Below are 21,787 nucleotides of genomic sequence, written 5' to 3'. Positions count from 1 at the left end.
GCACGGTGACGTCCCGGAGACACTGAAAGACAAGCAGCTCTACACGCTGGACCTGGGTTCGCTGGTCGCGGGCTCGAGGTATCGCGGGGACTTCGAGGAACGCCTGAAGAAGGTGCTCAAGGAGATCAACACCCGCGGCGACATCATTCTGTTCATCGACGAGCTGCACACGCTGGTCGGCGCGGGCGCCGCCGAAGGCGCGATCGACGCCGCGTCGATACTGAAGCCCAAGCTGGCCCGTGGTGACCTGCAAACCAGCGGCGCCACCACCCTCGATGAGTACCGCAAGTACATCGAGAAGGACGCCGCCCTGGAACGCCGCTTCCAGCCGGTGCAGGTCGGGGAACCGACGGTGGAGCACACCATCGAGATCCTCAAGGGTCTGCGGGACCGCTACGAAGCACACCACCGGGTGTCCATCACCGATACGGCGATCACGGCCGCCGCCACGCTGGCCGACCGCTACATCAACGACCGGTTCCTGCCGGACAAGGCCATCGACCTGATCGACGAGGCGGGGGCCCGGATGCGGATTCGCCGGATGACCGCTCCGCCGGACCTGCGCGAGTTCGACGAGAAGATCGCCGAAGCGCGCCGCGAGAAGGAGTCCGCGATCGACGCGCAGGACTTCGAGAAGGCCGCCAGCCTGCGGGACCGCGAAAAACAACTCGTGACGCAGCGTGCCGAGCGTGAGAAGCAGTGGCGCTCCGGTGATCTCGACGTGGTCGCCGAGGTCGACGACGAGCAGATCGCCGAGGTGCTGGGCAACTGGACGGGTATCCCGGTGTTCAAGCTCACCGAGGCCGAGACCACCCGCTTGCTGCGCATGGAAGACGAGGTCCACAAGCGGATCATCGGCCAGGAGGACGCGGTCAAGGCGGTTTCCAAGGCGATTCGTCGTACCCGCGCCGGGCTGAAGGATCCCAAGCGTCCGTCCGGTTCGTTCATCTTCGCCGGCCCGTCCGGTGTGGGTAAGACCGAGCTGTCCAAGGCGCTGGCGGAGTTCCTGTTCGGCGATGACGACGCGCTCATCCAGATCGACATGGGTGAGTTCCACGACCGGTTCACCGCGTCGCGGTTGTTCGGCGCACCGCCCGGATACGTCGGTTACGAAGAGGGTGGTCAGCTCACCGAGAAGGTGCGGCGCAAGCCATTCTCGGTGGTGCTGTTCGACGAGATCGAGAAGGCGCATCAGGAGATTTACAACAGCCTGTTGCAGGTTCTCGAAGACGGGCGGTTGACCGACGGTCAGGGCCGCACGGTGGACTTCAAGAACACCGTGCTGATCTTCACGTCCAACCTGGGCACCGCCGACATTTCGAAGGCGGTGGGCCTGGGCTTCACCCAGGGCGGCGGTGACAACGACTACGAGCGGATGAAGCAGAAGGTCAACGACGAGCTCAAGAAGCACTTCCGGCCGGAGTTCCTCAACCGCATCGATGAAGTCATCGTCTTCCACCAACTGACCCGAGAAGAGATCATCCGGATGGTCGAACTGATGATTGGGCGGCTGGAAAAGCAGCTCAAGAGCAAGGACATGGCCCTGAAGCTGGCCGACAAGGCCAAGTCGCTGCTGGCCAAGCGCGGCTTCGACCCGGTGCTGGGTGCCCGCCCGCTGCGGCGCACCATCCAGCGCGAAATCGAGGACGCTTTGAGCGAGAAGATCCTCTTCGAGGAGATCGGTCCGGGCCAGATCGTCACGGTCGACGTCGACAACTGGGACGGCGAAGGCGCCGGCGAGGACGTGAAGTTCACGTTCACCGGAACCCGCAAGCCGGCCGAGCCGGTCGAGCCCGATATGGCGAAGGCCGGAGCCCACAGCGCGGGCGGCCCGACGGCGCAGTAAACCTCGCGACCCAAAAATTAGTCCGGGTTGGCCGGCTGCCAGCGTGCTTCGACATCGGCCAGCTTCCAGTAGCCGATCGCGCCCAGCCACGTGACGGCGAACAATCCCACGATCGCGACCCCCGCGTTGTTGAGGTTGATGCCGCTGACCCAACTGCTGACCGGGTCGACCCAGCCGAGATCGTCGTGCAATATCGACACCAACTCGATCGAACCGATCAGCAGCGCGACCGCGATCGAAAGCCCGGTGACGGTGAGGTTGTAATAGATCTTGCGGACCGGCTGCATAAACGCCCAGTCGTAGGCCGCGGTCATCAGCAGCCCATCGAGCGTGTCCATCAGGCTCATACCGGCGGCAAACAGCAACGGCAGTACCAAGACCGCGTACCACGGCATACCGGCGGCGGCACCAGTGCCCGCGAGCGCCAACAACGCCACTTCGGTGGCGGTGTCAAAGCCGAGGCCGAACAGTAGTCCGACGGGATAGATCTGCACCGGGCGGGTAATCCGATTCATGATCGGGCGCAGCAACCGCGCGAGGAAACCGCGGTCGCCCAGGGCGGCTTCGAGTTCCTCGTCGGAGTAGGACCCCCGCCGCAGCCTGGTGAAGGCGCGGGTGATACCGATCAGCGCAATGATGTTCATGATCGCGATCAGGTAGAGGAACAGCCCCGATGCGAGGGTGCCGGCGAAACCCAGCGCGTGCCGGGCCGACGAATTGTCGTCGACCAGAGCGCCTACCGCGTGCGCACCGGCGACGACGAGGATCGCCATCAGCAGCACGATGGTGGAATGACCCATCGCGAACCAGAATCCGAGGGATTTCGGCTTGCCACCGTCGCTCATCAGCTTGCGGGTGGTGTTGTCGATGGCGGCGATGTGGTCGGCGTCGAACGCGTGCCGCAGGCCGAACAGGTAGGCGGTGACGCCCAATCCGACGCCGAAAATCTGCGTCCCGGCGTGATAATGCCGCGGCCCGATCAGCAATATCAGTGTCGCAAACCCAACAAGGTGCATCAGCGCGATCACGCTCATCAGGGCGCCAATTTCGACGCGGTCGCGTCGATTCCAGGCCGACAAGAATGCCGGAACAGCCATTGAACTGCCCTCCGGGGATTACGCGTCCCCATCCGCGATGTGAACCGAAGGTCTGACTTCCAGCGCCGAAACGCTGGTCACAGTGGCGCGACCGCACCGGAATATGCACCGGTTTCCTCGCCGTTCACATGGACTTTCGCGAGCTTAGCGCAGCATGGGCAGCAGCGCGAAGACCTGCTTGGCGATCTGCAGCATCCAGCCGGTCACACTGCGCCCGTGATCACGCGACCAGTTCAGCTGAAAGCTGACCACCCACGGCTGTCCCGTCCTGTCGACGGCATACCAGCTGAACGTCAGGTCTCCCGGCAGGCCACCGGCTTTCGCCGCGACGTACGGCCACTCCCGCCGGTCCAAATCGATGCCTGGCGCCGCGCCCAAGATCTGCTTGACCGGAGCTGCTTTGCCGACCGCGCTCGCCTGCAGCGCTGCGTGCACCCGGCAGATATCCTCAGCACTTCCGTACCATTCTGCACCGAAACCAGATGCCGGGGTGTGGGCTCGAGTCGGATCAGGTTGGTACGGGCGCGAATCCGCCTGTTGCAATAAGTCGGCGCGGACTTGCGGGGTTGCCCGTTTCCATTGCTCACGCATGTCGGGTTGCCCCCAGGCGACCGAGAACAACTCGTACATGGTTGGGAACGGCGTCATGGCGGCCGGATCGTGGTTGCCGGCCGCGACGAGGGCCTGCTCGACGGCGCGCGTGCCCACCTTTCCGATCAGCAGGTCAGTGGCCATGTTGTCGCTCGTGGCGATCATCTTTTCGGCAGCCCCGCGAACCGAAATGTGAGCGCCGACCGGTAGTTCCATCCCAGAACCGACCGCTTTGCCCTTGTCGGTCACCGTCAGCTGGTCGTCCCAGGACACCGTTTGAGCCTTGACCGCCTCAGCCACCGCGTACAGCACGTACAACTTGAATATCGACGCCAACGGCAAGGACTGTCCGGTGTTGGTGCCCGCTACCGGATCGCAACGGCCGTCGTTGACCTTGGCCACCTGCCACGAGTAGTGGGCGCCGGTCTTGTTCAACGTGGCATCGAGGTCATGCCAGGAGGTGATCGTCGGCGTCTGGGTGGTGACCTCGAACCCGTCCACCAGGGTGGCGTCGTTGGTGTGAATGCGGATGTCCTGTCGCGCGCCGTAGGACGTGATGAGCGCCAGCGTGGCCGCGCCGGCGCTGATGTCGACACCGCTGAGCGCGAACGGACGGTCCCACCACAGCTCTTCCATATCGATATCGACCTGCTCGACCATCTTGGGCGCGGCTAGCGTGCGCACCCCGACCGGACCGATCGGCCAGTCCGAGTTGAGCATGTCCAGGGTCTGCTGAGCCCGCAAACCGGGCGGGGTCCGGATGTCGATCCGTACGCCGGTGTTCGCCGCGTGCGCCGACGGAGCGTGCGGCGGCGCACAACCGGGCGCCACGGCAGCGACCAGAGTGGCGGCCGCAGCCACTACCGCCGCCTGGTGCGGTAGCCGGCGCGGGTTACGCTGTCGAGCCGGTGCCGGCAACGTCTAACACAACCTCGAATTCCAGGAGCGATGCACCGGTCGCCACCGGGTTGGCCCGGTGTCCGGCATGGGCCTCGATAGCGGGCCCGGTCGCCCATGCCTGGAAGGCTTCTTCGGACTCCCACTGGGTCACCACGAAGTAGCGGTCTTCACCCTTGACCGGGCGAAGTAGCTGGAACCCGAGGAAGCCGGGGGAGTTCTCGACGGCGTGCGCCCGATGGGCGAACCGCTTTTCCAGTTCAGGGCCGGCGTCCGCAGGCACCTCGATTGCGTTGATCTTCACCACTGGCATGCCGCCAGGCTACCGTGCGCAGGATGGCCACCGATCTGCTAACCCATCGTGGTGGATCCGGCGAGCCGGTGGTACTGGTGCACGGCCTGATGGGTCGGGGCAGCACCTGGTCGCGGCAGCTGCCCTGGCTGACCCGGCTGGGCGCCGTGTACACCTACGACGCGCCGTGGCATCGCGGCCGCGACGTCGCCGACCCGTACCCGATCAGCACCGAACGCTTCGTGGCCGACCTGGGTGACGCGGTAGCCGCGTTGAGCACGCCGGCACGGCTGGTAGGCCATTCGATGGGTGCGCTGCATTCATGGTGCCTGGCGGCCGAACGTCGGGATCTGGTCTCGGCGCTGGTAATCGAAGATATGGCGCCAGATTTCCGCGGGCGCACCACCGGCCCGTGGGAGCCGTGGCTGCACAGCCTGCCGGTCGAATTCGATTCTGCCGAACAGGTGATCGCCGAATTCGGAGAGATTTCCGGCCGGTATTTCCTGGAGGCGTTCGACCTCACCGCGACCGGCTGGCGGCTGCACGGCCACACCTCACGCTGGATCGAGATCGCCGCCGAGTGGGGCACTCGCGACTACTGGGCGCAGTGGCAGGCGGTGCGGTCGCCTGCGCTGCTCATCGAGGCCGGCAGTTCGGTCACACCGGTGGGCCAGATGTTGACGATGAACGAAACCGGCTATCAGGCAACGTACTTGCGTGTGCCCGATGCCGGCCACCTGGTACACGACGAGGCGCCGCAGGTGTACCGCCAAGCGGTGGAGTCCTTCTTAACCCACTTCACCGGCTAAGGTAAAGCAGCCGTCGATCGTCCGTGTCACCAGCCCGTCGGCAAGCAGCGAATCCAGTGCCCGGTCACGCTGCTCGGTATCGGTCAGCCAAGCCACGTCCAGCTGGGTGCGAGTAACCGGGAAGTCACTGGTGCGCAACACATCCAGCAGTACACCGCGGACCTGACGGTCCGTCCCGGCATAGGTCTGCGGGCGACGCGGCGGCCCGTCGCCGGCAGGATAGCCGGCCTGTCGCCATCGGCACTGGCTGAGTGGGCACAACCCGCAGCGCGGATTGCGCGCGGTACACACCGTCGCGCCCAGCTCCATCAATGCCGCCGAGAATCGGTGTGCCATATCGTTTTCTGGTAACAGCACGGCGACGTCGGTGTGGTCGCGGGCCGCCGACGGCGCACCGGCGTCGGCGCGGCCATGTACGGCGCGGGCCACCACCCGGCGAACATTGGTGTCTACCACCGGTACCGGCTGACGGTAGGCGAAGCACGCCACCGCCCGCGCGGTGTAGCTGCCCACACCGGGCAGGGTCAGCAGAGTGTCGACGTCGTCGGGAACCACATCGCCGTAGTCGCGTGCGATCACGGTGGCGCACTCGTGCAGGCGTTTCGCCCGCCGTGGATAGCCCAACTTCCCCCAGGCGCGCAGCACGTCGGCAGCGCTGGCCGCGGCGGTCGCGGACGGCGTCGGCCAGCGCATCACCCAGTCCTGCCAGATGGGCAGCACCCGGGCAACCGGTGTCTGCTGCAGCATGAACTCACTGACCAGGATTTGCCACGGGCTCACCCCGGGGTGACGCCACGGCAGGTCGCGTCGCTCCCGGTCGTACCAGTCCAGCAGGTCGGTGGCCGGAATGCTCATCGGCGAGTGCGGCAGAATGTGCGCCATGCCCAATACCAATCCGATATCCGCGTGGAAGGCACTCAAAGAGGGTAACGAACGGTTCGTCGCCGGCAAGCCCGAGCACCCCAGCCAGAGCATCGAGCATCGAGCGAGATTGGCCGAGGGGCAGAAGCCGACCGCGGTGGTGTTCGGCTGCGGGGACAGCCGGGTGGCCGCGGAGATCATTTTCGACCAGGGCCTGGGCGATATGTTTGTGGTCCGCACCGCCGGGCACGTCATCGACTCTGCGGTATTGGGCTCGATCGAGTTCGGGGTGACCGTGCTCGAGGTGCCGCTGATCGTGGTGCTCGGCCACGACAGCTGCGGTGCGGTGAAGGCGGCGCTGGCCGCGCTCGACGACGGCGTGCTGCCGGGCGGGTATGTGCGTGACCTGGTCGAGCGGGTGACACCGTCGATCCTGCTGGGCCGCCGCGAAGGCTTGACCAGGGTCGACGAATTCGAGGCGCGGCACGTGGCCGAGACCGGGGCGCAGTTGCTGGCCCGCTCGACGGCGATTGCCGAGCGGGTGGCCGCGGGCACGCTGGCGATTGTGGGCGTCACCTACCACCTCGCCGACGGGCGGGTGGTGCTGCGTGACCACATCGGCAATGTGGGCGATGAGGGCGCCCCGCCCGCCTAGTCGCCAACACCAGCCTCGCGACACGCCGAGAACGATCGGACGCGTTGCGGTGACCTGGCCTTACGGTGTGAATGTGCTGGATCTAGAACCGCATGGCCCGCTACCGCCGGAGATTTATTGGCGGCGCAGGGGATTGGCGCTGGGTATTGGAGTGGTCGTCGTCGGGATCGTCGTCGCGGCCGTCGTCGCTGTGCTGAGCGGCAGCGCGGGCGCCAACACCACTGCGGCTGACAAGCCGAAGGCCGCACAGAACCCACCGGCCGCCGCACCGGCGCAGCCCGACGTCAACACGCCGGTGGAGCCGCCGGCAGCGCAGAACCAACCCCCCGCCGAGACACCGACCGCGGCGGTTCAGCCGCCACCGGTGCTGAAGGAGGGTGATGACTGCCCGGACTCGACGCTGGCCGCCAAAGGGCTGACCAACGCACCCCAGTACGTGATCGGTGACCAGCCGAAATTCACGATGGTCGTCACCAATATCGGCCTGGTCACCTGCAAACGTGACGTCGGTGCCGCGGTGCTGGCGGCCTACGTTTATTCCCTGGACAACAAGCGGTTGTGGTCCAACCTGGACTGCGCGCCGTCCAACGAGACCCTGGTGAAGGCGTTCAGGCCGGGTGAGCAGGTCACCACCGCCGTGACCTGGACCGGTATGGGCTCGGCGCCGCACTGCCCGCTCCCGCGACCGGCGATTGGGCCCGGCACCTATAACCTCGTCGTGCAGCTGGGCAATCTGCGTTCGGCGCCTGTTCCGTTCATGCTGGTTGCCGCGGCGCCGCCGGGTGCGCCGCCGGTGGCGGCGCCGGGCGCGCCTCAACCCGCAATGCCCGGCCCCGCACCACTCGGGCCGCCGCCGGGTCCGCCCGCCCCCGGCAACTGACCTCGACATCGTCGCCGGGTGGGTTCACCCCAGTGGGTCGGCGATCGTCGACTCGGCCAACTGCGACAGGCCCTCCCGCACGTGTCGGGCCCACATTTCGCCGATGCCTTCCACCGACTGCAGGTCGCTGGCGCTGGCCGCCAGCAGGCCCTGCAGCGAACCGAACTCGCGGGCGAGCCGGTCCACGTGGGCGAACTGTAGGCGCGGAATACCGGACATGGCCCGGTAGCCCCGCGAGCTCATCGCTGAATCCTGAGCCTCGGTTGTCGACGGATATCCGAACACCTGTGCCAGCACGGTGAAGTCGAGTAACTCGGTATCCGACAGGGCGTCCAGCTCGTCGAGGGTGGCCGCGACCTCTGCCTTGGACAGCGGCTCGGGGTTGGCGTGGTAGTCACGCACGATCAATTCCCGGGCGGTGTCGTTGCCGCCGAGTAGCTCCTCGAGCTGGAGCCGCAGTTGACGTCCGTCGGTGCCCAGTTCGACCACGTCGTAGTCGATCACCAGGCCGATCCGGCGGACCAACTCCAGCCGTTGCACCACTGTCATCACCTCGCGCAGCGTGACGAAGTCTTCAATCTCGGCCCTGGACAGTTGTCGACTGACCTCATCGAGCCGGATTTTGTAGCGTTCCAGCGTCGCGATGGCCTGGTTGGCCCGTGACAGGATGTTCGCCGAGTCGGCCAGCACGTGACGTTCTCCGCTGACGTAGACGGTCACGAGGCTCATCGAGTGGCTGACCGAGATCACCGGGTAACCGGTCTGGATGGCGGCCCGCTCGGCCGAGCGGTGCCGCGTTCCGGATTCGTCGGTGGGTATCGACGGGTCGGGGACCAGCTGGACATTGGCCCGCAGGATACGGCTGCCATCGGTGGACAGCACCACCGCGCCGTCCATCTTCGACAGCTCGCGCAGCCGGGTCGGCGCGTACCGCACGTCCAGGGAGAAGCCACCGTCGCAGATGGCCTCCACGCTGTCGTCGTAGCCGAGCACGATCAGCGCACCGGTCCGGCCGCGCAGGATGCGCTCCAGACCATCGCGCAGGCCAGTGCCCGGGGCCAGCCGGCTGACGGCTTCGCGCAGGGTTGGTCGCGTTGTCGGCAGCGCGCCGTTCGTCTTCGCCTTGCTCGCAGTCATTGCCAGCCATTCTGCTCTGCCGGGGGTGGGTCTAGTAGGCGTAACGGCGCGTTCCGGCGATCTTGAGCGATGTCGAGGGTGTGCTGAAGCGCCGCGACGATGGTGGCCGCCGGAAGTACCCGCAAACCCGCCGGTACCGCGTCGCATCCCGGCGGAACCAGCGCGGTGGTGAAGCCCTGCCGGGCGGCTTCGGCCAGCCGACGTTGCATGCCGTTGACCTGCCGCAGATCGCCCGCCAGGCCGACCTCGCCGATGACCACCGCAGTGGCCGGCAGCGGCAGATCTACGTACGCGGACGCCAGCGCGACCGCCACCGCCAGGTCCGACGACGGATCGGTCAACCGCATTCCGCCGACGGTGGACAAAAAGGTATCGCTGACAGAGATGGACAGCCGGGCGTGCTTTTCCAGCACCGCGATGATCATCGCGGCGCGGGCGTGGTCGATGCCGCTGACGGCACGCCGCGGGCGCCCATCCGACGGTGTGGCCAGCAACGCCTGGACCTCGCCGACCAGCGGCCGCTTGCCGTCCATGGTCACCGTGATCGCGGTTCCGGGCACCGGACGTGGCCGCTGATCCAAAAACAGGCCGGATGGGTCGGCGACACCGTCGATTCCACTGTCGTGCAAGAGAAAGCAGCCGACTTCGTCGGCGGCGCCGAACCTGTTCTTCAGGCCGCGGACCATGCGCAGGGTGGAATTGCGGTCGCCCTCGAAATGCAGCACCACGTCGACGAGATGTTCAAGCGAACGCGGCCCGGCAATGGCCCCGTCCTTGGTGACGTGGCCGACCAGGATCAGCGCGACTCCGGTGGCCTTCGCCGCGGCGGTCAGCGCGGTGGTCACCGCACGCACCTGGGTGACGCCGCCGCTGACACCGTCGGCCTCGGTGGTGGACATGGCCTGCACCGAGTCCACCACGACCAACGTGGGCTGCACGGCCTCGATGTGGCCGAGCAGCGCGTGCAGGTCGCATTCGGCGGCCAGAAACACCTCGTCGTGGCCGCAGCCGGTCCGGTCGGCGCGCATCCGGATCTGGCCGCGGGACTCCTCGCCGGATACGTACAGCGCCCGGTGGCCCGACTGCGCCCACTGGTGGGCGACCCGGAGCAGCAACGTCGACTTGCCCACGCCGGGATCACCCGCCAATAGCGTCACCGAGCCTGGCACCACACCACCACCGAGCACCCGGTCGAGTTCACCGACTCCGGTTGGGCAATGGCGAGCCCGGTGTGGCTCGACGGAGCTGATCGGTACCGCCGCACATGACGGGACCACCGAGCGGCGACTGCTGCCATTGACCGCGCTGAGCACCGCCACCTCATCGACCGTGCCCCAGGTGCCGCACTCCAGGCAACGGCCCACCCACTTAGCGGTGACATGGCGGCATTCCGAACAGCGGTACTGCGAACGTGCCTTGGCCACGCCGTGACGGTATCCGGCGGGTACGACAAATAACCCGTTGGCCGGCTAAGGCCGCTCAGCCGGCGTCGGTGCTTCGTTTCGCCGGGGCGCCAGTCCGGCCGAAATCGGCACCTTCAAACTGCCGCTTCCGGCCTTCTCGAAATCGAAGGTGAAGTTGTAGGTGAGGCCGTTGGTGATCGGCTTGTCCAACGCCACGATCGCCTTCGCGTTCTCGGCGGCCTCCACGGCGTCGACGGCCTGCTGGTTCTGGCCGTCAGGGCTACCGACGAACAGCACACCGCCGGCGGGCACCTGCGAATCGCCGGACAATGTCACGGTGCCGATCTCGGTGGTGATGCCGACCAGTTTGTCGGCGAAGTCCGCCGACTGGTTGGTGGCCACCAGTATCAGGTCCACGGTGTGGCCCGGCCGCAGGAAGTCGCCGGTCTGCACGGCCTGGATGTGGACATTGCGCAGCAACACGTTGTTGATCGCCATCTGGGTGCCGTTGATGGCGGGCACCTGGGACGCAGTTTGCGAGAGCTGGCCGCTGCCGCAGCCGGTGAGCGCGATGGCACCGAGTAAGCCGCCGGCCGCCAGGGTGGCGACGGTGCGCGAGTGTCGGATGTCGAAGGGGTTCACTCAAAGCCTCCTGCTCAGCCTCCACGCCGCACCGGGTTCGATTTTGCCCAGGGTCGACTATGCACAGTAGTAGGTCGCCGGGGCGGGCGGTAGCAGAGGCCGGTAACCAGCGCAGTACGATCTAAGTGCTGCCAGATAGGGCCCGCCGAGGGTCCCGACGGGGCCCGAACGGGTTTTCCAAAAGGTCGGTGCCATGCATGAATTCGCGCGTCTGTCAACCCCCAGTCTTCGCATCCGATGCCCCTGACCTGCACCGTTGTTCAGCACGTGTCGGCAAGCCGTGTTAGCATGGAGTATCGAAAGGGGCTCGCATCAGATGATTTTTAAGGTCGGAGATACCGTTGTCTATCCACACCACGGTGCTGCGTTAATCGAGGCGATCGAAACCCGGACCATCAAAGGCGAACAAAAAGAATATCTCGTCTTGAAGGTGGCGCAGGGAGACCTGACAGTTCGAGTACCCGCTGATAACGCCGAATACGTCGGCGTTCGCGATGTGGTCGGCGAGGAAGGCCTGGACAAGGTGTTCCAGGTGCTGCGCGCTCCGCACACCGAGGAGCCGACCAACTGGTCGCGCCGCTACAAGGCCAACCTGGAGAAGCTCGCCTCCGGCGATGTCCACAAGGTGGCCGAAGTTGTGCGCGACCTGTGGCGCCGTGACCAGGAGCGCGGCTTGTCCGCGGGCGAGAAGCGCATGCTGGCCAAGGCGCGGCAAATCCTGGTCGGCGAGTTGGCGCTTGCCGAAAGCACCGATGACGCCAAGGCGGAGACCATCCTCGACGAGGTTCTGGCCGCCGCGTCCTGACTGTGACGGGCACGGTCGCGGTAGTCCCGGCCGCGGGCTCGGGACGGCGGCTGGCCGCCGGGATCCCCAAGGCATTTCTTCTCCTGGGCGGGCGCACCCTGCTCGAACGAGCGGTCGGCGGCCTGGTGGAATCCGGCGTGGTTGACCATATCGTGGTGGCGGTGCCGCCCGACCATACTGACCAGGCAAAACTCATCCTCGGATCCGACGCCACCATCGTCACGGGCGGCGACAACCGCCGCGAGTCGGTGAGCCGCGCGCTGGCGGAATTTTGTGGCGCGAACGAGCCGGACTTCCTGTTGATACACGACGCGGCCCGGGCGCTGACACCGCCGGGACTGGTGGTGCGCGTGGTGGAGACGCTGCGGGCCGGGTACTCGGCTGTGGTGCCGGCGCTGCCGGTGCCCGACACCATCAAGGCCGTCGACGCCAACGGAGTGGTGCTGGGTACGCCGGAGCGTGCCGGGCTGCGGGCGGTGCAGACTCCACAGGGATTCGCGACAGACCTGCTGCGACGTGCCTACCAGCGCGCGGGAACCGGTGATTTCACCGACGATGCGTCGATGGTCGAGCACATCGGTGGGCAGGTGCAGGTGGTTGACGGCGACCCGCTGGCGTTCAAGATCACCACCCCACTCGACGTGCTACTGGCCCAAGCGATTGTGACCCGGTGAGCGAGTTGCCGAGGATCGGTCTGGGCACCGACGTACACCCAATCGAGCCCGGACGGCCCTGCTGGCTGTTGGGCTTGCTGTTTCCTGACGCCGACGGCTGTGCCGGGCACTCCGACGGCGACATTGCCGTGCACGCCCTGTGCGACGCGTTGCTGTCGGCCGCGGGCCTTGGCGACATCGGTGAGATCTTCGGTGTGGACAAGCCGCGGTGGGCCGGCGCGGAAGGCCGGGAAATGCTGAGCCACGTCCGCGGACTGCTCACCCAGAACGGCTTCCGCATCGGCAACGTCGCTGTCCAGGTCATCGGTAACCGGCCCAAAATAGCCCCGCGGCGCGCCGAGGCGCAGCAGGTGCTCTCCGAGATCCTTGACGCCCCGGTGTCGGTGTCGGCCACCACCACCGACGGGCTGGGTCTGACCGGCCGCGGTGAGGGCCTGGCCGCGATCGCCACGGCGTTGGTGGTAGGGGTCCGATAGCCCGGTAAGCTGGCACGTCGTGACCGATGCGGCTGGGCTGCGACTTCACGACACCATGACGGGTGCCGTGCGTGATTTCGTTCCGTTGCGCGCCGGACACGTCTCCATCTACTTGTGCGGCGCCACCGTTCAGGGCCTGCCGCACATCGGTCATGTCCGCAGCGCGGTGGCCTTCGACATCCTGCGCCGCTGGCTGATCGCAGGGGACTACGACGTCGCGTTCATCCGGAACGTGACCGATATAGACGACAAGATCCTCAACAAGGCCGCCGCGGCGCACCGTCCGTGGTGGGAATGGGCGGCCACCTACGAGCGTGCATTCACCGCTGCCTACGACGCGCTGGGCGTACTGCCGCCGTCAGCCGAGCCGCGCGCCACCGGGCACATCACCCAGATAGCCGAGCTGATTGCGCGGCTGATCGATACCGGCCACGCCTACACCGGCGGTGGTGATGTCTACTTCGACGTGCTGAGCTGTCCCGGTTACGGCCAGTTGTCCGGGCACAAGCTCGACGACGTCCACCAAGGCGAGGGCGTTGCGACCGGGAAGCGCGACCAACGCGATTTCACCCTGTGGAAGGGCGCCAAACCGGGCGAGCCGTCGTGGCCTACGCCGTGGGGCCGGGGCCGGCCCGGATGGCATTCGGAGTGTGTGGCCATGACTCGGGAGTATCTCGGCCCGGAGTTCGATATCCACTGTGGTGGAATGGATTTGGTGTTCCCTCACCATGAGAACGAGATCGCGCAAGCCCGGGCGGCCGGCGACGGGTTCGCCCATTACTGGCTGCACAACGGCTGGGTGACGATGGGCGGGGAGAAGATGAGCAAGTCGCTGGGCAACGTGCTCGCGATTCCCGCCGTGCTGCAACGGGTTCGACCCGCCGAGCTGCGCTACTATCTGGGCAGCGCTCATTACCGCTCGATGCTGGAGTTCTCCGAGACCGCGCTACAGGACGCCGTCAATGCCTATGTCGGCATCGAGGACTTCCTGCATCGGGTGCGCAACAGGGTGGGTGGCGTCGTTCCCGGCCAGTGGACGCCGCGGTTCGCTGCAGCGCTCGACGACGACCTGGCGGTGCCGGCCGCGCTGGCCGAGGTGCACCACACCCGGGCGGAGGGCAATCGGGCACTCGACGCCGGCGACCACGACGTCGCGCTGGCCCACGCCGGCGCGATCCGGGCGATGATGGGCGTCCTGGGCTGCGACCCGCTCGACGAACGCTGGGAATCCCACGACGAGACGTCCGCCGCGTTGGCGGCCGTCGGGGTGCTGGTGAGTGCCGAGCTGGAGCGGCGCGAGCGGGCGCGCGAGCAGCGTGACTGGAAGCTGGCCGATGAGATCCGCGACCGGCTCAAAGACGCCGGTATCGAGGTCACCGATACTGCCGACGGGCCGCAGTGGTCGTTGGAAGCCAACTAGATGCCCGGTAATTCGCGCCGCCGCGGGGCGGTACGCAAACCCGGCACCAAAAAGGGGCCGACGGTCGGCTCCGGCGGCCGGCGCCGCCGTGGCCTGGAGGGTCGCGGTGCGACTCCGCCCGCACACCTGCGGCCCCACCACCCGGCCGCCAAGCGGTTCAAGTCACAGCCGCGCCGGCCGGCCAAGCGCAGCGACGACGTCGAAACGGTGCTGGGCCGCAACCCCGTACTGGAATGCCTGCGCGCCGGCGTTCCCGCGACCGCGCTCTACGTTGCCCTTGGCGCCCAGGCCGACGAGCGGCTAACCGAATCCGTCACGCGCGCCGCTGATTCCGGTATCGCAATCCTCGAGGTACCGCGCAGCGACCTGGACCGGATGACCACAAACGGCCTGCATCAGGGCATCGCCCTGCAGGTGCCGCCGTACGACTACGCCCACCCCGACGACCTGATCACCGCCGCGATCGACGCTCCGCCCGCGCTGCTGGTCGCCTTGGACAACATCTCCGACCCGCGCAACCTGGGCGCCATCGTGCGGTCGGTGGCTGCCTTCGCCGGCCATGGGGTATTGATCCCGCAGCGGCGCTCCGCCTCGGTGACGGCGGTAGCCTGGCGAACCAGCGCCGGTGCAGCAGCCCGGGTTCCGATCGCGCGGGCGACCAATCTCACTCGCACACTGAAGGATTGGGCCGACCGTGGTGTACAGGTGGTCGGACTGGACACTGACGGTGACACCACGCTCGACGAACTCGACGGCGCCGGCCCGGTGGTGCTGGTCGTCGGCTCTGAGGGCAAGGGGCTGTCGCGACTGGTACGGCAGAACTGCGACGCGGTGGTGTCGATCCCGATGGCCGGCCCGGCCGAATCGCTGAACGCCTCGGTGGCCGCCGGGGTGGTGCTCGCCGAAATCGCCCGCCAGCGCAGGCGCTGAATCGATTGATCGCACGACTGCGCACATTGCTTCTGTCGGCCGCCGTCGTTCTGGGCCCGATGCCGACGGTGGCTGCCCAATCAGCCGGCTTTGACCTGGTGGCGCATCGCGGCGGTGCACACGCGCTCGAAATAGGCGTCAGCACACTGGAGTTCGATATCGGAATCACCAGGGACCGCCAACCGGTGGTCTGGCACGACGAGAACATGCCGCCGGAGAACTGTGTCGACACCGAGCCGGCATTCGCCGGCGACCCGCAGTATCCCTACGTCGGAAAGCTCGTGCACGACCTCACGCTGGCGCAGATCCACACGCTGGACTGCGGCGGCGAGATCGCGACACTGCCGGAGGTCTTCGCGCTCACCGACTCGTATCGGGCCGACGTTCGCTACGACATCGACACCAAGGTCGACGCCGAGCAGCCTTCCGCGACAGCCGATCCCGACGAATTTGTCGACGTAATCATGGCCGCGGTCCGCTCCGCTGGCAAGGTCGATCGGGTCGAGATGGCGAGCTTCGACTGGCGGACCTTGCAAGCGGTGCGTAGCGCGGAGCCGTCGATTCCTGTGGTGGCGTTGTGGGACCAGATGACGTGGCGACCCGATTCGCCGTGGCTGGGTGGGATCAACCCGGCCGTGGTCGGTGATCCTCTCGTCGGCGCCACGTTAGTCGGCGCGAACATCGTTTCGCCAACCTACTCGTTGGTCGATGACGCGTTGGTCGACCGGGTACACGCGTTGGGACTCAAGGTTATTCCGTGGACTATCAACGACGTCGACACCATGCGCGCCCAGATCGCAATCGGGGTGGACGGCATTGTCACCGACAATCCTGCCATGCTGCGCGCGGTGCTGGCCGAACTCGGCATGCCGTTGCCGCCGGCGTACCGCAGGTAGGGATCAGATGCCGAGCAGCCGCACGCTGACCCACAGCGCCAACACCGCTGCCGTCAGTGCGGTGGGCACGGTGCACAGGCCCAGTCGGGTGTATTCGCCGACGCTGACGCCGACGTTGTGCTGGCGCAGCACCCGACGCCACAACAGGTTGGACAGTGATCCGACATAGGTCAGATTGGGCCCGATGTTCACCCCAATGAGCACCGCCAGGATTGCCGCCGGCCCGCTGGTGGCCGCCAGCGGCAGCAGTACCAGCGTCGCGGGCAGGTTGTTGACGATATTGGCCAGCGCGGCGGCCACCGCCGCGATACCGAGCAGCGCGAGCAGGCCGGTGCCGGTCGGCAGCACCGTGCGCATGCCGTCGGCGACACCGTTGAGCATCACGGCCTGCACGACGATTCCCAGCGCCAGCACGAACAGCAAGAACGGCACGTTCACCGCGCGCACGATTTCTACCGCCGTGGTGCGCCGGTGAGCGAGACTGCGGATCGCCAGCACCGACGCGCCGGCCAGCGCTGCCCATGCCGGGGCCACATCGGCCGCCTCGGCGATCGCGAACCCTGCCAGCGTCAGCGCCACCACCACCAGCACGAACACCGGCGGCCTTGGCGGCGGCCCGATCCGCTGGCGATCGGGTTCCACGCGCAGATCCCGGGCGAAGAAAAACCGGAAGACCACGTACACGGTGCCCACCGCGGCCAGCCATGGCAGCGCCATCAGCAATGTGAACTTGGTGAACGAGAGATCCGCGACGTGAAAAGCCAGCAGATTGGTCAGATTCGACACCGGGAGCAGCAGCGAGGCGGCGTTGGCCAAATGGGCGCTGGCGTAGGCGTGCGGGCGGACCGGCGCCCGCAGCCAGCGGACCGTGGCCAGCACCACCGGGGTCAACAGCACTACGGTGGCGTCGAGGCTCAGCACGGCGGTGATGGTGGCCGCGATCAGGAAGACCTGCCGCAGCAGCTGCTGTGAGCCGAACCGGGCTCGCGCCATTGCCGCGCCGGCCGCCTCGAACAAGCCTTCGTCGTCGCACATCTTGGCCAGGACCAGCACCGCACCCAGGAACGCGACCACGCGTGCCAGGCTTGCCGCCTCTGTCACGGCTTGGTGCACCGAGATCGCGCCGACACCGACCAGGACGACGGCGGCGGGAATGGCGGCGAATGCTTCGGGCCAGCCTCGTGGACGTGCAACCGCGAAGGCGAGGACAACAGCAAGCAGCAGCAGCGCAAGCAGTAGGGTCAAGGTCCAGATCGCTTCAGGTCCAGGGATCTTCGCGCTGCCACACCGCCGGCAGATCCAGTGCGACAGCGTCCTCCGTAGCCAGTCTGTCCAGGATGCGTAGCGAAGCGTCTAAATCGTCAACCGCATACGACAATGCCCGCAACGGCTTTGACAGCGGGTGGAAGAAATCATCCCAATGTATCAACACCACTCGGCGTGCCCCCACGGTGCGGACCGTCTCGGTCCAGTAGTCGACGAGGTACGACTCACGTTGCAGGCCAAGCTGACCCACACCGAGGTAGACGACGTCGGCGCGCTGGCCGGAAAGGGCGCCGTTGACGAAGCCGGCGCTGCCCTGGATCAACAGCCGCCGGCCCGACGGCCGGTGCTGCACGAGGGTCGACCAGGCTTCTCCGCACCGGTATGCCGATGCCTTCACCGGCGGCCGCACCGGCTCGGTGATCACGCCGGGAAACCGGTCGGGCGGACTGTGTTGCGACTCCACCAGCGTGAGCTCGAAGGGGCCCAACGGTATTGGCTTTCCCGGTACGGCCACGACCAGGCGCTCCTCCGGCAGCCCGTAGCCGCGGCCGACGTTGACCGCCGACTCGCCGCCGACCAGTTGCGCGCCGGTGCGGTCGGCCACCAGTGCGGAGTCCAGCGCGTGGTCGATATGGGTGTGCACCGGAACGACGGCCTGCAACCGCGTCACCCTGGCCCGGGCCAGACAGCCGTCGACTCGGGCCGACGATGGCGACACCTTGCCCAACGCCACCCGCGACAGCCGGGGCCGGGAAAAGTAGCCGTCGGTCATCAGCGCCGACGACCCGTCGTCCAGCAACAGCGTGGAAACGCCCATCCACGTCACGGTCAACGGCGCGCCGGGCTGCGCGGCGGGCACGGTGAACCGGTGGGAATAGCGGGCGATGTCGGGGCGCCCGGGCCGTAGCCGCATCAGCCGAACACGGGGTCGAGGTTGATAGCAGCCACGTTGTGCCAGCCTAAATTACTTTGTGGCGACCCGCTGCGCCTGAGATTCAGACCGTGGTGTTTTCCCCGTTGCCGATCAACAGCCGGACCGCCAGGTCCAGCCGCTTGCTTACGTCGGTCGCTGACGCGCGCCGGGTAAGCCACGCAAGCAGGTTCGATGTCCACACATCGGAGATCACCCGGGCGATGTGGTATTGGTCTTCGGTCGGTTCACCGTCGCTCATCGCACGGGCGAACATCGAGTCGATCAGCTTCTCGACGTAATCGACCTCGCCGGCCGCCGAGGCGTCGGCGAACACGTACGCACGGGTCATCGCCTCGGTCAGCAGCGGATTGCGCTGCATCGCGCGGTTGAGCTTGCTGACCACGAAGTTCAGCCGCTGATACGGTGTTGCGCCGGTAAGCGCGGATCGGTCGGTCTTGGCGTCGATGCGCTCGAATTCGCGGCCCAGCGCCGACACCAACAGATGCACCTTCGACGGGAAGTAGCGGTACAGCGTCCCGACGGCCACGTCGGCCCGGTCGGCCACCGCGCGCATCTGGACGGCCTCGTAGCCGCCCTTGGAGGCGATCGCCGTCGTCGCGTCCAGAATCCGCTTGCGACGCTCGCGCTGCGCTTCCGACCCGAGCTCGGACTCCGCCAGTACCGACACGTTCAGTACCTCGCGGGGCTGCGTACCGGATGCACCGGAGGCTCGGCCCGAGTTGGTGTTCGCTGGCGACGACATGTGACGGGCAACTCCTTCTTCTTGCATTCCCGCTCGAAACGATACGCACGCCGAGCGCGAATTTCCCACCTCCGTGCGGCCGGGACACCGAGGTTTCCTGCTGCGATGGCGTTCGACTTGACGGTCGATCGCTGGCACTATTAGAACACGTTCTAGTGTTGCTTAGCGCCCTTGTCACGTGGAATCAGGAGCCGATCGTGCCAGCGACCATCACCGACGAACAGTTCGCGGCGCGTGAGCTGGTGCGCGGTTGGGCGGCCGGGTCGGGTGCCGGGTCGGCGATCCGCGACATCGAACAGGGCAAGGCCGACGCCTGGCGGCCGGTGTTCGCGGGCCTGGCCGGACTGGGACTGTTCGGTGTGGCGGTTCCGGAAGACTGCGGGGGCGCCGGTGGCAGCGTCGAAGATCTGTGCGCGATGGTCGAGGAGGCCGCTAGGGCCCTGGTGCCCGGCCCGGTGGCGACGACGGCGCTGGCCACGCTGGTAGTCGCCGACCCGCAATTGCGCGCCGCGCTGGCGTCCGGTGAGCGTGTCGCCGGTGTGGCGCTGGGCGGTGACGTGGAGTTCGATGCGGAGACGGGCCGCGCGTCGGGCAGTCTGCCGGGGGTGCTCGGCGCCGACGCCGGTGGTGTGTTGCTGCTGCCGGCCGCCGAGACGTGGCTGGTCACCGACGCCACCGACGACGGTGTGGCGGTCGAGCCGCTGGGTGCCACCGACTTCTCCCGGCCGCTGGCGCGGGTGGTGCTGACGTCGGCGCCTGCCGCCGCGGTCGCCGACGAGCCGGTCGAAGACCTCACCGCCACCGTGCTGGCCGCCGAGGCGGCCGGAGTCGCCCGCTGGGCGCTGGACACCGCGGTGGCCTACGCGAAGGTGCGCGAGCAGTTCGGCAAGCCGATCGGCAGCTTCCAGGCCATCAAGCACATCTGCGCGGAGATGCTGTGCCGCGCCGAGCAGGCCACGGTGGCCGCCGCCGATGCCGCACACGCCGCCGCCGATTCCGATCGCAGCCAGTTGTCGATCGCCGCGGCGATCGCGGCCGGCATCGGCATCGACGCCGCCAAGGCCAACGTCAAGGATTGCATCCAGGTCCTGGGCGGCATCGGCATCACCTGGGAGCACGACGCGCACCTGTACCTGCGCCGCGCCTACGGCATCGGGCAATTCCTCGGCGGGTCGGCGCGCTGGTTACGCCGCACCGCAGCGCTGACCCGGGCCGGAGTCCGCCGTCGGCTGAGCATCGATCTCGGTGACGTCGCCCACCTGCGGCCCCAGATCGCCGAAGCGGTCGCGGAGGTCGCGGCGCTTCCCGCAGACAAGCGGCAGGTGGCGCTGGCCGAGGCGAGACTGTTGGCGCCGCACTGGCCGAAGCCCTACGGCCGTGAAGCCGGACCGGCCGAGCAGCTGCTGATCGATCAGGAGATGTCGGCTTCCGGTGTTTCGCGCCCCGATCTGGTGATCGGCTGGTGGGCGGCGCCGACCATCCTCGAACACGGCACACCCGAGCAGGTGCAGCGGTTTGTGCCGGCCACCCTGCGCGGCGACATCTTTTGGTGTCAGCTGTTTTCCGAGCCCGGCGCAGGTTCCGACCTGGCGTCGCTGCGCACCAGGGCGGTGCCGGTCGAGCGCGGCTGGGAGCTGACCGGGCAGAAGGTGTGGACGTCGTCGGCGCACAAGGCGCAGTGGGGGGTTTGCCTGGCCCGTACCGATCCGGACCGAAACGCTCCAAAGCATAAAGGCATTACCTACTTCTTGGTCGACATGAGCGCACCCGGCCTCGATATCCGGCCGCTGCGCGAGATCACCGGCAGCGCGCTGTTCAACGAGGTCTTTTTGGACGGCGTATTCGTGCCCGACGAGATGGTCGTCGGCACGGTGAACGACGGCTGGCGGCTGGCGCGCACCACGCTGGCCAACGAGCGCGTCGCGATGGCGGCCGGCACCGCGCTGGGCAACCCGATGGAACAGCTGCTGGCAGCGGCGGCCGATATCGATCTCGACGTCGCCCAGCAGGATCGGCTGGCGCGCTTGATCGTTACCGCGCAGGCCGGCGCGCTGCTCGATCAGCGCATCGCCCAAATGGCCGTCGGCGGGCAGGATCCCGGCGCGCAGTCCAGTGTCCGCAAGCTCATCGGCGTGCGGTACCGGCAGGCGCTGGCCGAATACCGGATGGATCTGACCGACGGCGCCGGCATTGTCGAGGACAGGACCGTACACGACTTCCTCAACACCCGGTGCCTCACGATCGCCGGTGGCACCGAGCAGATCCTGCTCACGCTGGCCGCCGAACGGTTGCTGGGCCTGCCGCGCTAGTCACCCTGTCGCGAGGCAGAAGCCAGGGTCGTTGATCGGGCGAATCTCACAACCGTGGCTTCTGTCTCGGCGCAGATGATAAGAGTCACACGGTGAAGCGAGTTGTCGTTCTAGGGCGCGGGGGTGCGGGCAAGTCCGTTCTCCGCCCGGCTCGGCGGCATCACCGGCTTGCCGGTGATCGAACTCGACAAACACTTCTGGCCACCTGATCTAAGCCCGATTCCG

At 67.2% G+C, this 21,787-nt stretch carries 21 protein-coding genes; 11 read left to right on the top strand and 10 right to left on the bottom strand.

Going from position 1 to position 21,787, the window contains the following annotated elements; translation table 11 throughout:
- Positions 1 to 1,846 (top strand): ATP-dependent Clp protease ATP-binding subunit (locus ACRDTL_RS12200; RefSeq protein ID WP_431506964.1); only part of this gene is annotated, 1,846 nt, incomplete at its 5' end.
- A 17-nt stretch (positions 1,847 to 1,863) separates the two neighbouring features.
- On the opposite strand, the gene ACRDTL_RS12195 is transcribed toward ACRDTL_RS12200, so the two are convergent.
- From ACRDTL_RS12195 to mhuD, 3 genes are all read right to left on the bottom strand, one after another.
- Entirely contained in the window at positions 1,864 to 2,943 is a 1,080-nt protein-coding gene (locus ACRDTL_RS12195; protein WP_431506963.1) for a HoxN/HupN/NixA family nickel/cobalt transporter, read from the bottom strand.
- 144 nt (positions 2,944 to 3,087) lie between these two features.
- On the bottom strand, positions 3,088 to 4,452 hold the full coding sequence (locus ACRDTL_RS12190) for a serine hydrolase (RefSeq protein ID WP_431506962.1): 1,365 nt from the start codon (positions 4,450 to 4,452) through the stop codon (positions 3,088 to 3,090).
- Positions 4,427 to 4,744: a mycobilin-forming heme oxygenase MhuD gene (mhuD, locus tag ACRDTL_RS12185; RefSeq protein WP_431506961.1), complete on the bottom strand. Its 318-nt coding sequence runs from the start codon at positions 4,742 to 4,744 to the stop codon at positions 4,427 to 4,429. Before mhuD ends, ACRDTL_RS12190 begins: the two co-directional genes overlap by 26 nt.
- Before the next feature lie 23 nt (positions 4,745 to 4,767).
- Between mhuD and ACRDTL_RS12180 the strand changes: the two genes are divergently transcribed.
- Complete coding sequence (locus ACRDTL_RS12180) at positions 4,768 to 5,532, top strand: alpha/beta fold hydrolase (RefSeq protein WP_431506960.1); 765 nt, start codon at positions 4,768 to 4,770, stop codon at positions 5,530 to 5,532.
- On the opposite strand, the gene ACRDTL_RS12175 is transcribed toward ACRDTL_RS12180, so the two are convergent.
- Positions 5,512 to 6,414 carry an A/G-specific adenine glycosylase gene (locus ACRDTL_RS12175; protein ID WP_431506959.1) on the bottom strand — a complete coding sequence of 301 codons (903 nt, stop codon included), beginning with the start codon at positions 6,412 to 6,414 and terminating at the stop codon, positions 5,512 to 5,514. The genes ACRDTL_RS12180 and ACRDTL_RS12175 overlap by 21 nt on opposite strands.
- Between ACRDTL_RS12175 and ACRDTL_RS12170 the strand changes: the two genes are divergently transcribed.
- A complete protein-coding gene (locus tag ACRDTL_RS12170; protein ID WP_431506958.1) occupies positions 6,413 to 7,048 on the top strand; it encodes a carbonic anhydrase in 636 nt (211 codons plus the stop codon). The genes ACRDTL_RS12175 and ACRDTL_RS12170 overlap by 2 nt on opposite strands.
- Positions 7,049 to 7,121: 73 nt before the next feature.
- Entirely contained in the window at positions 7,122 to 7,928 is an 807-nt protein-coding gene (locus ACRDTL_RS12165) for a hypothetical protein (protein ID WP_431506957.1), read from the top strand.
- A 24-nt stretch (positions 7,929 to 7,952) separates the two neighbouring features.
- Here ACRDTL_RS12165 and disA read toward each other — a convergent pair whose 3' ends face one another.
- The 3 genes from disA to ACRDTL_RS12150 are packed head-to-tail and all read right to left on the bottom strand — an operon-like array spanning position 7,953 to position 11,110.
- The gene (gene disA, locus ACRDTL_RS12160; RefSeq protein WP_431506956.1) at positions 7,953 to 9,065 is read right to left on the bottom strand and encodes a DNA integrity scanning diadenylate cyclase DisA; all 1,113 of its coding nucleotides are present in this window, start codon (positions 9,063 to 9,065) and stop codon (positions 7,953 to 7,955) included.
- Complete coding sequence (gene radA, locus ACRDTL_RS12155; protein ID WP_431506955.1) at positions 9,062 to 10,489, bottom strand: DNA repair protein RadA; 1,428 nt, start codon at positions 10,487 to 10,489, stop codon at positions 9,062 to 9,064. The genes disA and radA overlap by 4 nt, the downstream gene beginning before the upstream one ends.
- Before the next feature lie 45 nt (positions 10,490 to 10,534).
- The gene (locus ACRDTL_RS12150) at positions 10,535 to 11,110 is read right to left on the bottom strand and encodes a hypothetical protein (RefSeq protein ID WP_431506954.1); all 576 of its coding nucleotides are present in this window, start codon (positions 11,108 to 11,110) and stop codon (positions 10,535 to 10,537) included.
- 316 nt (positions 11,111 to 11,426) lie between these two features.
- On the opposite strand from ACRDTL_RS12150, the gene carD reads away from it, so the two are divergent.
- Genes carD through ACRDTL_RS12120 form a run of 6 tightly spaced genes read left to right on the top strand, consistent with a single transcriptional unit; the run spans position 11,427 to position 16,311 of the window.
- Complete coding sequence (gene carD / locus ACRDTL_RS12145; protein WP_431506953.1) at positions 11,427 to 11,915, top strand: RNA polymerase-binding transcription factor CarD; 489 nt, start codon at positions 11,427 to 11,429, stop codon at positions 11,913 to 11,915.
- 2 nt (positions 11,916 to 11,917) lie between these two features.
- Positions 11,918 to 12,589, top strand: coding sequence for a 2-C-methyl-D-erythritol 4-phosphate cytidylyltransferase (ispD, locus tag ACRDTL_RS12140; RefSeq protein ID WP_431506952.1), 672 nt, complete (start codon positions 11,918 to 11,920; stop codon positions 12,587 to 12,589).
- Positions 12,586 to 13,065, top strand: coding sequence for a 2-C-methyl-D-erythritol 2,4-cyclodiphosphate synthase (gene ispF / locus ACRDTL_RS12135; protein ID WP_431506951.1), 480 nt, complete (start codon positions 12,586 to 12,588; stop codon positions 13,063 to 13,065). The genes ispD and ispF overlap by 4 nt, the downstream gene beginning before the upstream one ends.
- Positions 13,066 to 13,084: 19 nt before the next feature.
- Complete coding sequence (gene cysS / locus ACRDTL_RS12130) at positions 13,085 to 14,485, top strand: cysteine--tRNA ligase (protein ID WP_431506950.1); 1,401 nt, start codon at positions 13,085 to 13,087, stop codon at positions 14,483 to 14,485.
- Positions 14,486 to 15,415, top strand: coding sequence for a 23S rRNA (guanosine(2251)-2'-O)-methyltransferase RlmB (gene rlmB / locus ACRDTL_RS12125; RefSeq protein WP_431506949.1), 930 nt, complete (start codon positions 14,486 to 14,488; stop codon positions 15,413 to 15,415).
- A gap of 17 nt (positions 15,416 to 15,432) precedes the next feature.
- Positions 15,433 to 16,311, top strand: coding sequence for a glycerophosphodiester phosphodiesterase family protein (locus ACRDTL_RS12120; protein WP_431506967.1), 879 nt, complete (start codon positions 15,433 to 15,435; stop codon positions 16,309 to 16,311).
- A gap of 3 nt (positions 16,312 to 16,314) precedes the next feature.
- Here ACRDTL_RS12120 and ACRDTL_RS12115 read toward each other — a convergent pair whose 3' ends face one another.
- The 3 genes from ACRDTL_RS12115 to kstR all read right to left on the bottom strand — a co-directional run bounded on the left by ACRDTL_RS12115 (position 16,315) and on the right by kstR (position 19,178).
- Positions 16,315 to 17,556, bottom strand: a complete 1,242-nt coding sequence (locus tag ACRDTL_RS12115; RefSeq protein ID WP_431506948.1) for an SLC13 family permease — start codon at positions 17,554 to 17,556, stop codon at positions 16,315 to 16,317.
- Positions 17,557 to 17,569: 13 nt separating this feature from the next.
- Entirely contained in the window at positions 17,570 to 18,490 is a 921-nt protein-coding gene (locus ACRDTL_RS12110) for an MBL fold metallo-hydrolase (protein ID WP_431506947.1), read from the bottom strand.
- Between the two features lie 82 nt (positions 18,491 to 18,572).
- The gene (gene kstR, locus ACRDTL_RS12105) at positions 18,573 to 19,178 is read right to left on the bottom strand and encodes a cholesterol catabolism transcriptional regulator KstR (protein WP_431506966.1); all 606 of its coding nucleotides are present in this window, start codon (positions 19,176 to 19,178) and stop codon (positions 18,573 to 18,575) included.
- 272 nt (positions 19,179 to 19,450) lie between these two features.
- Here kstR and ACRDTL_RS12100 point away from each other — a divergent pair, with 272 nt between their 5' ends.
- A complete protein-coding gene (locus tag ACRDTL_RS12100; RefSeq protein ID WP_431506946.1) occupies positions 19,451 to 21,562 on the top strand; it encodes an acyl-CoA dehydrogenase family protein in 2,112 nt (703 codons plus the stop codon).
- The last annotated feature ends 225 nt before the right edge of the window (positions 21,563 to 21,787 follow it).

Origin of the sequence: Mycobacterium sp., from assembly GCF_050700595.1 — a bacterium.
Lineage (GTDB): Bacteria > Actinomycetota > Actinomycetes > Mycobacteriales > Mycobacteriaceae > Mycobacterium.
The sequence above is the reverse complement of the archived record's forward strand: the minus strand, read 5'-3'. Positions and strand labels throughout refer to the sequence as shown.

What these genes read in the sequence shown, in the direction of transcription:
- ACRDTL_RS12195 (WP_431506963.1), bottom strand. Translation starts at nt 2,943, where the DNA reads ATGGCTGTTCCGGCATTCTTGTCGGCCTGGAATCGACGCGACCGCGTC.
- mhuD (WP_431506961.1), bottom strand. Translation starts at nt 4,744, where the DNA reads ATGCCAGTGGTGAAGATCAACGCAATCGAGGTGCCTGCGGACGCCGGC.
- ACRDTL_RS12180 (WP_431506960.1), top strand. Translation starts at nt 4,768, where the DNA reads ATGGCCACCGATCTGCTAACCCATCGTGGTGGATCCGGCGAGCCGGTG.
- ACRDTL_RS12170 (WP_431506958.1), top strand. Translation starts at nt 6,413, where the DNA reads ATGCCCAATACCAATCCGATATCCGCGTGGAAGGCACTCAAAGAGGGT.
- ACRDTL_RS12175 (WP_431506959.1), bottom strand. Translation starts at nt 6,414, where the DNA reads ATGGCGCACATTCTGCCGCACTCGCCGATGAGCATTCCGGCCACCGAC.
- disA (WP_431506956.1), bottom strand. Translation starts at nt 9,065, where the DNA reads ATGACTGCGAGCAAGGCGAAGACGAACGGCGCGCTGCCGACAACGCGA.
- carD (WP_431506953.1), top strand. Translation starts at nt 11,427, where the DNA reads ATGATTTTTAAGGTCGGAGATACCGTTGTCTATCCACACCACGGTGCT.
- rlmB (WP_431506949.1), top strand. Translation starts at nt 14,486, where the DNA reads ATGCCCGGTAATTCGCGCCGCCGCGGGGCGGTACGCAAACCCGGCACC.
- ACRDTL_RS12110 (WP_431506947.1), bottom strand. Translation starts at nt 18,490, where the DNA reads ATGCGGCTACGGCCCGGGCGCCCCGACATCGCCCGCTATTCCCACCGG.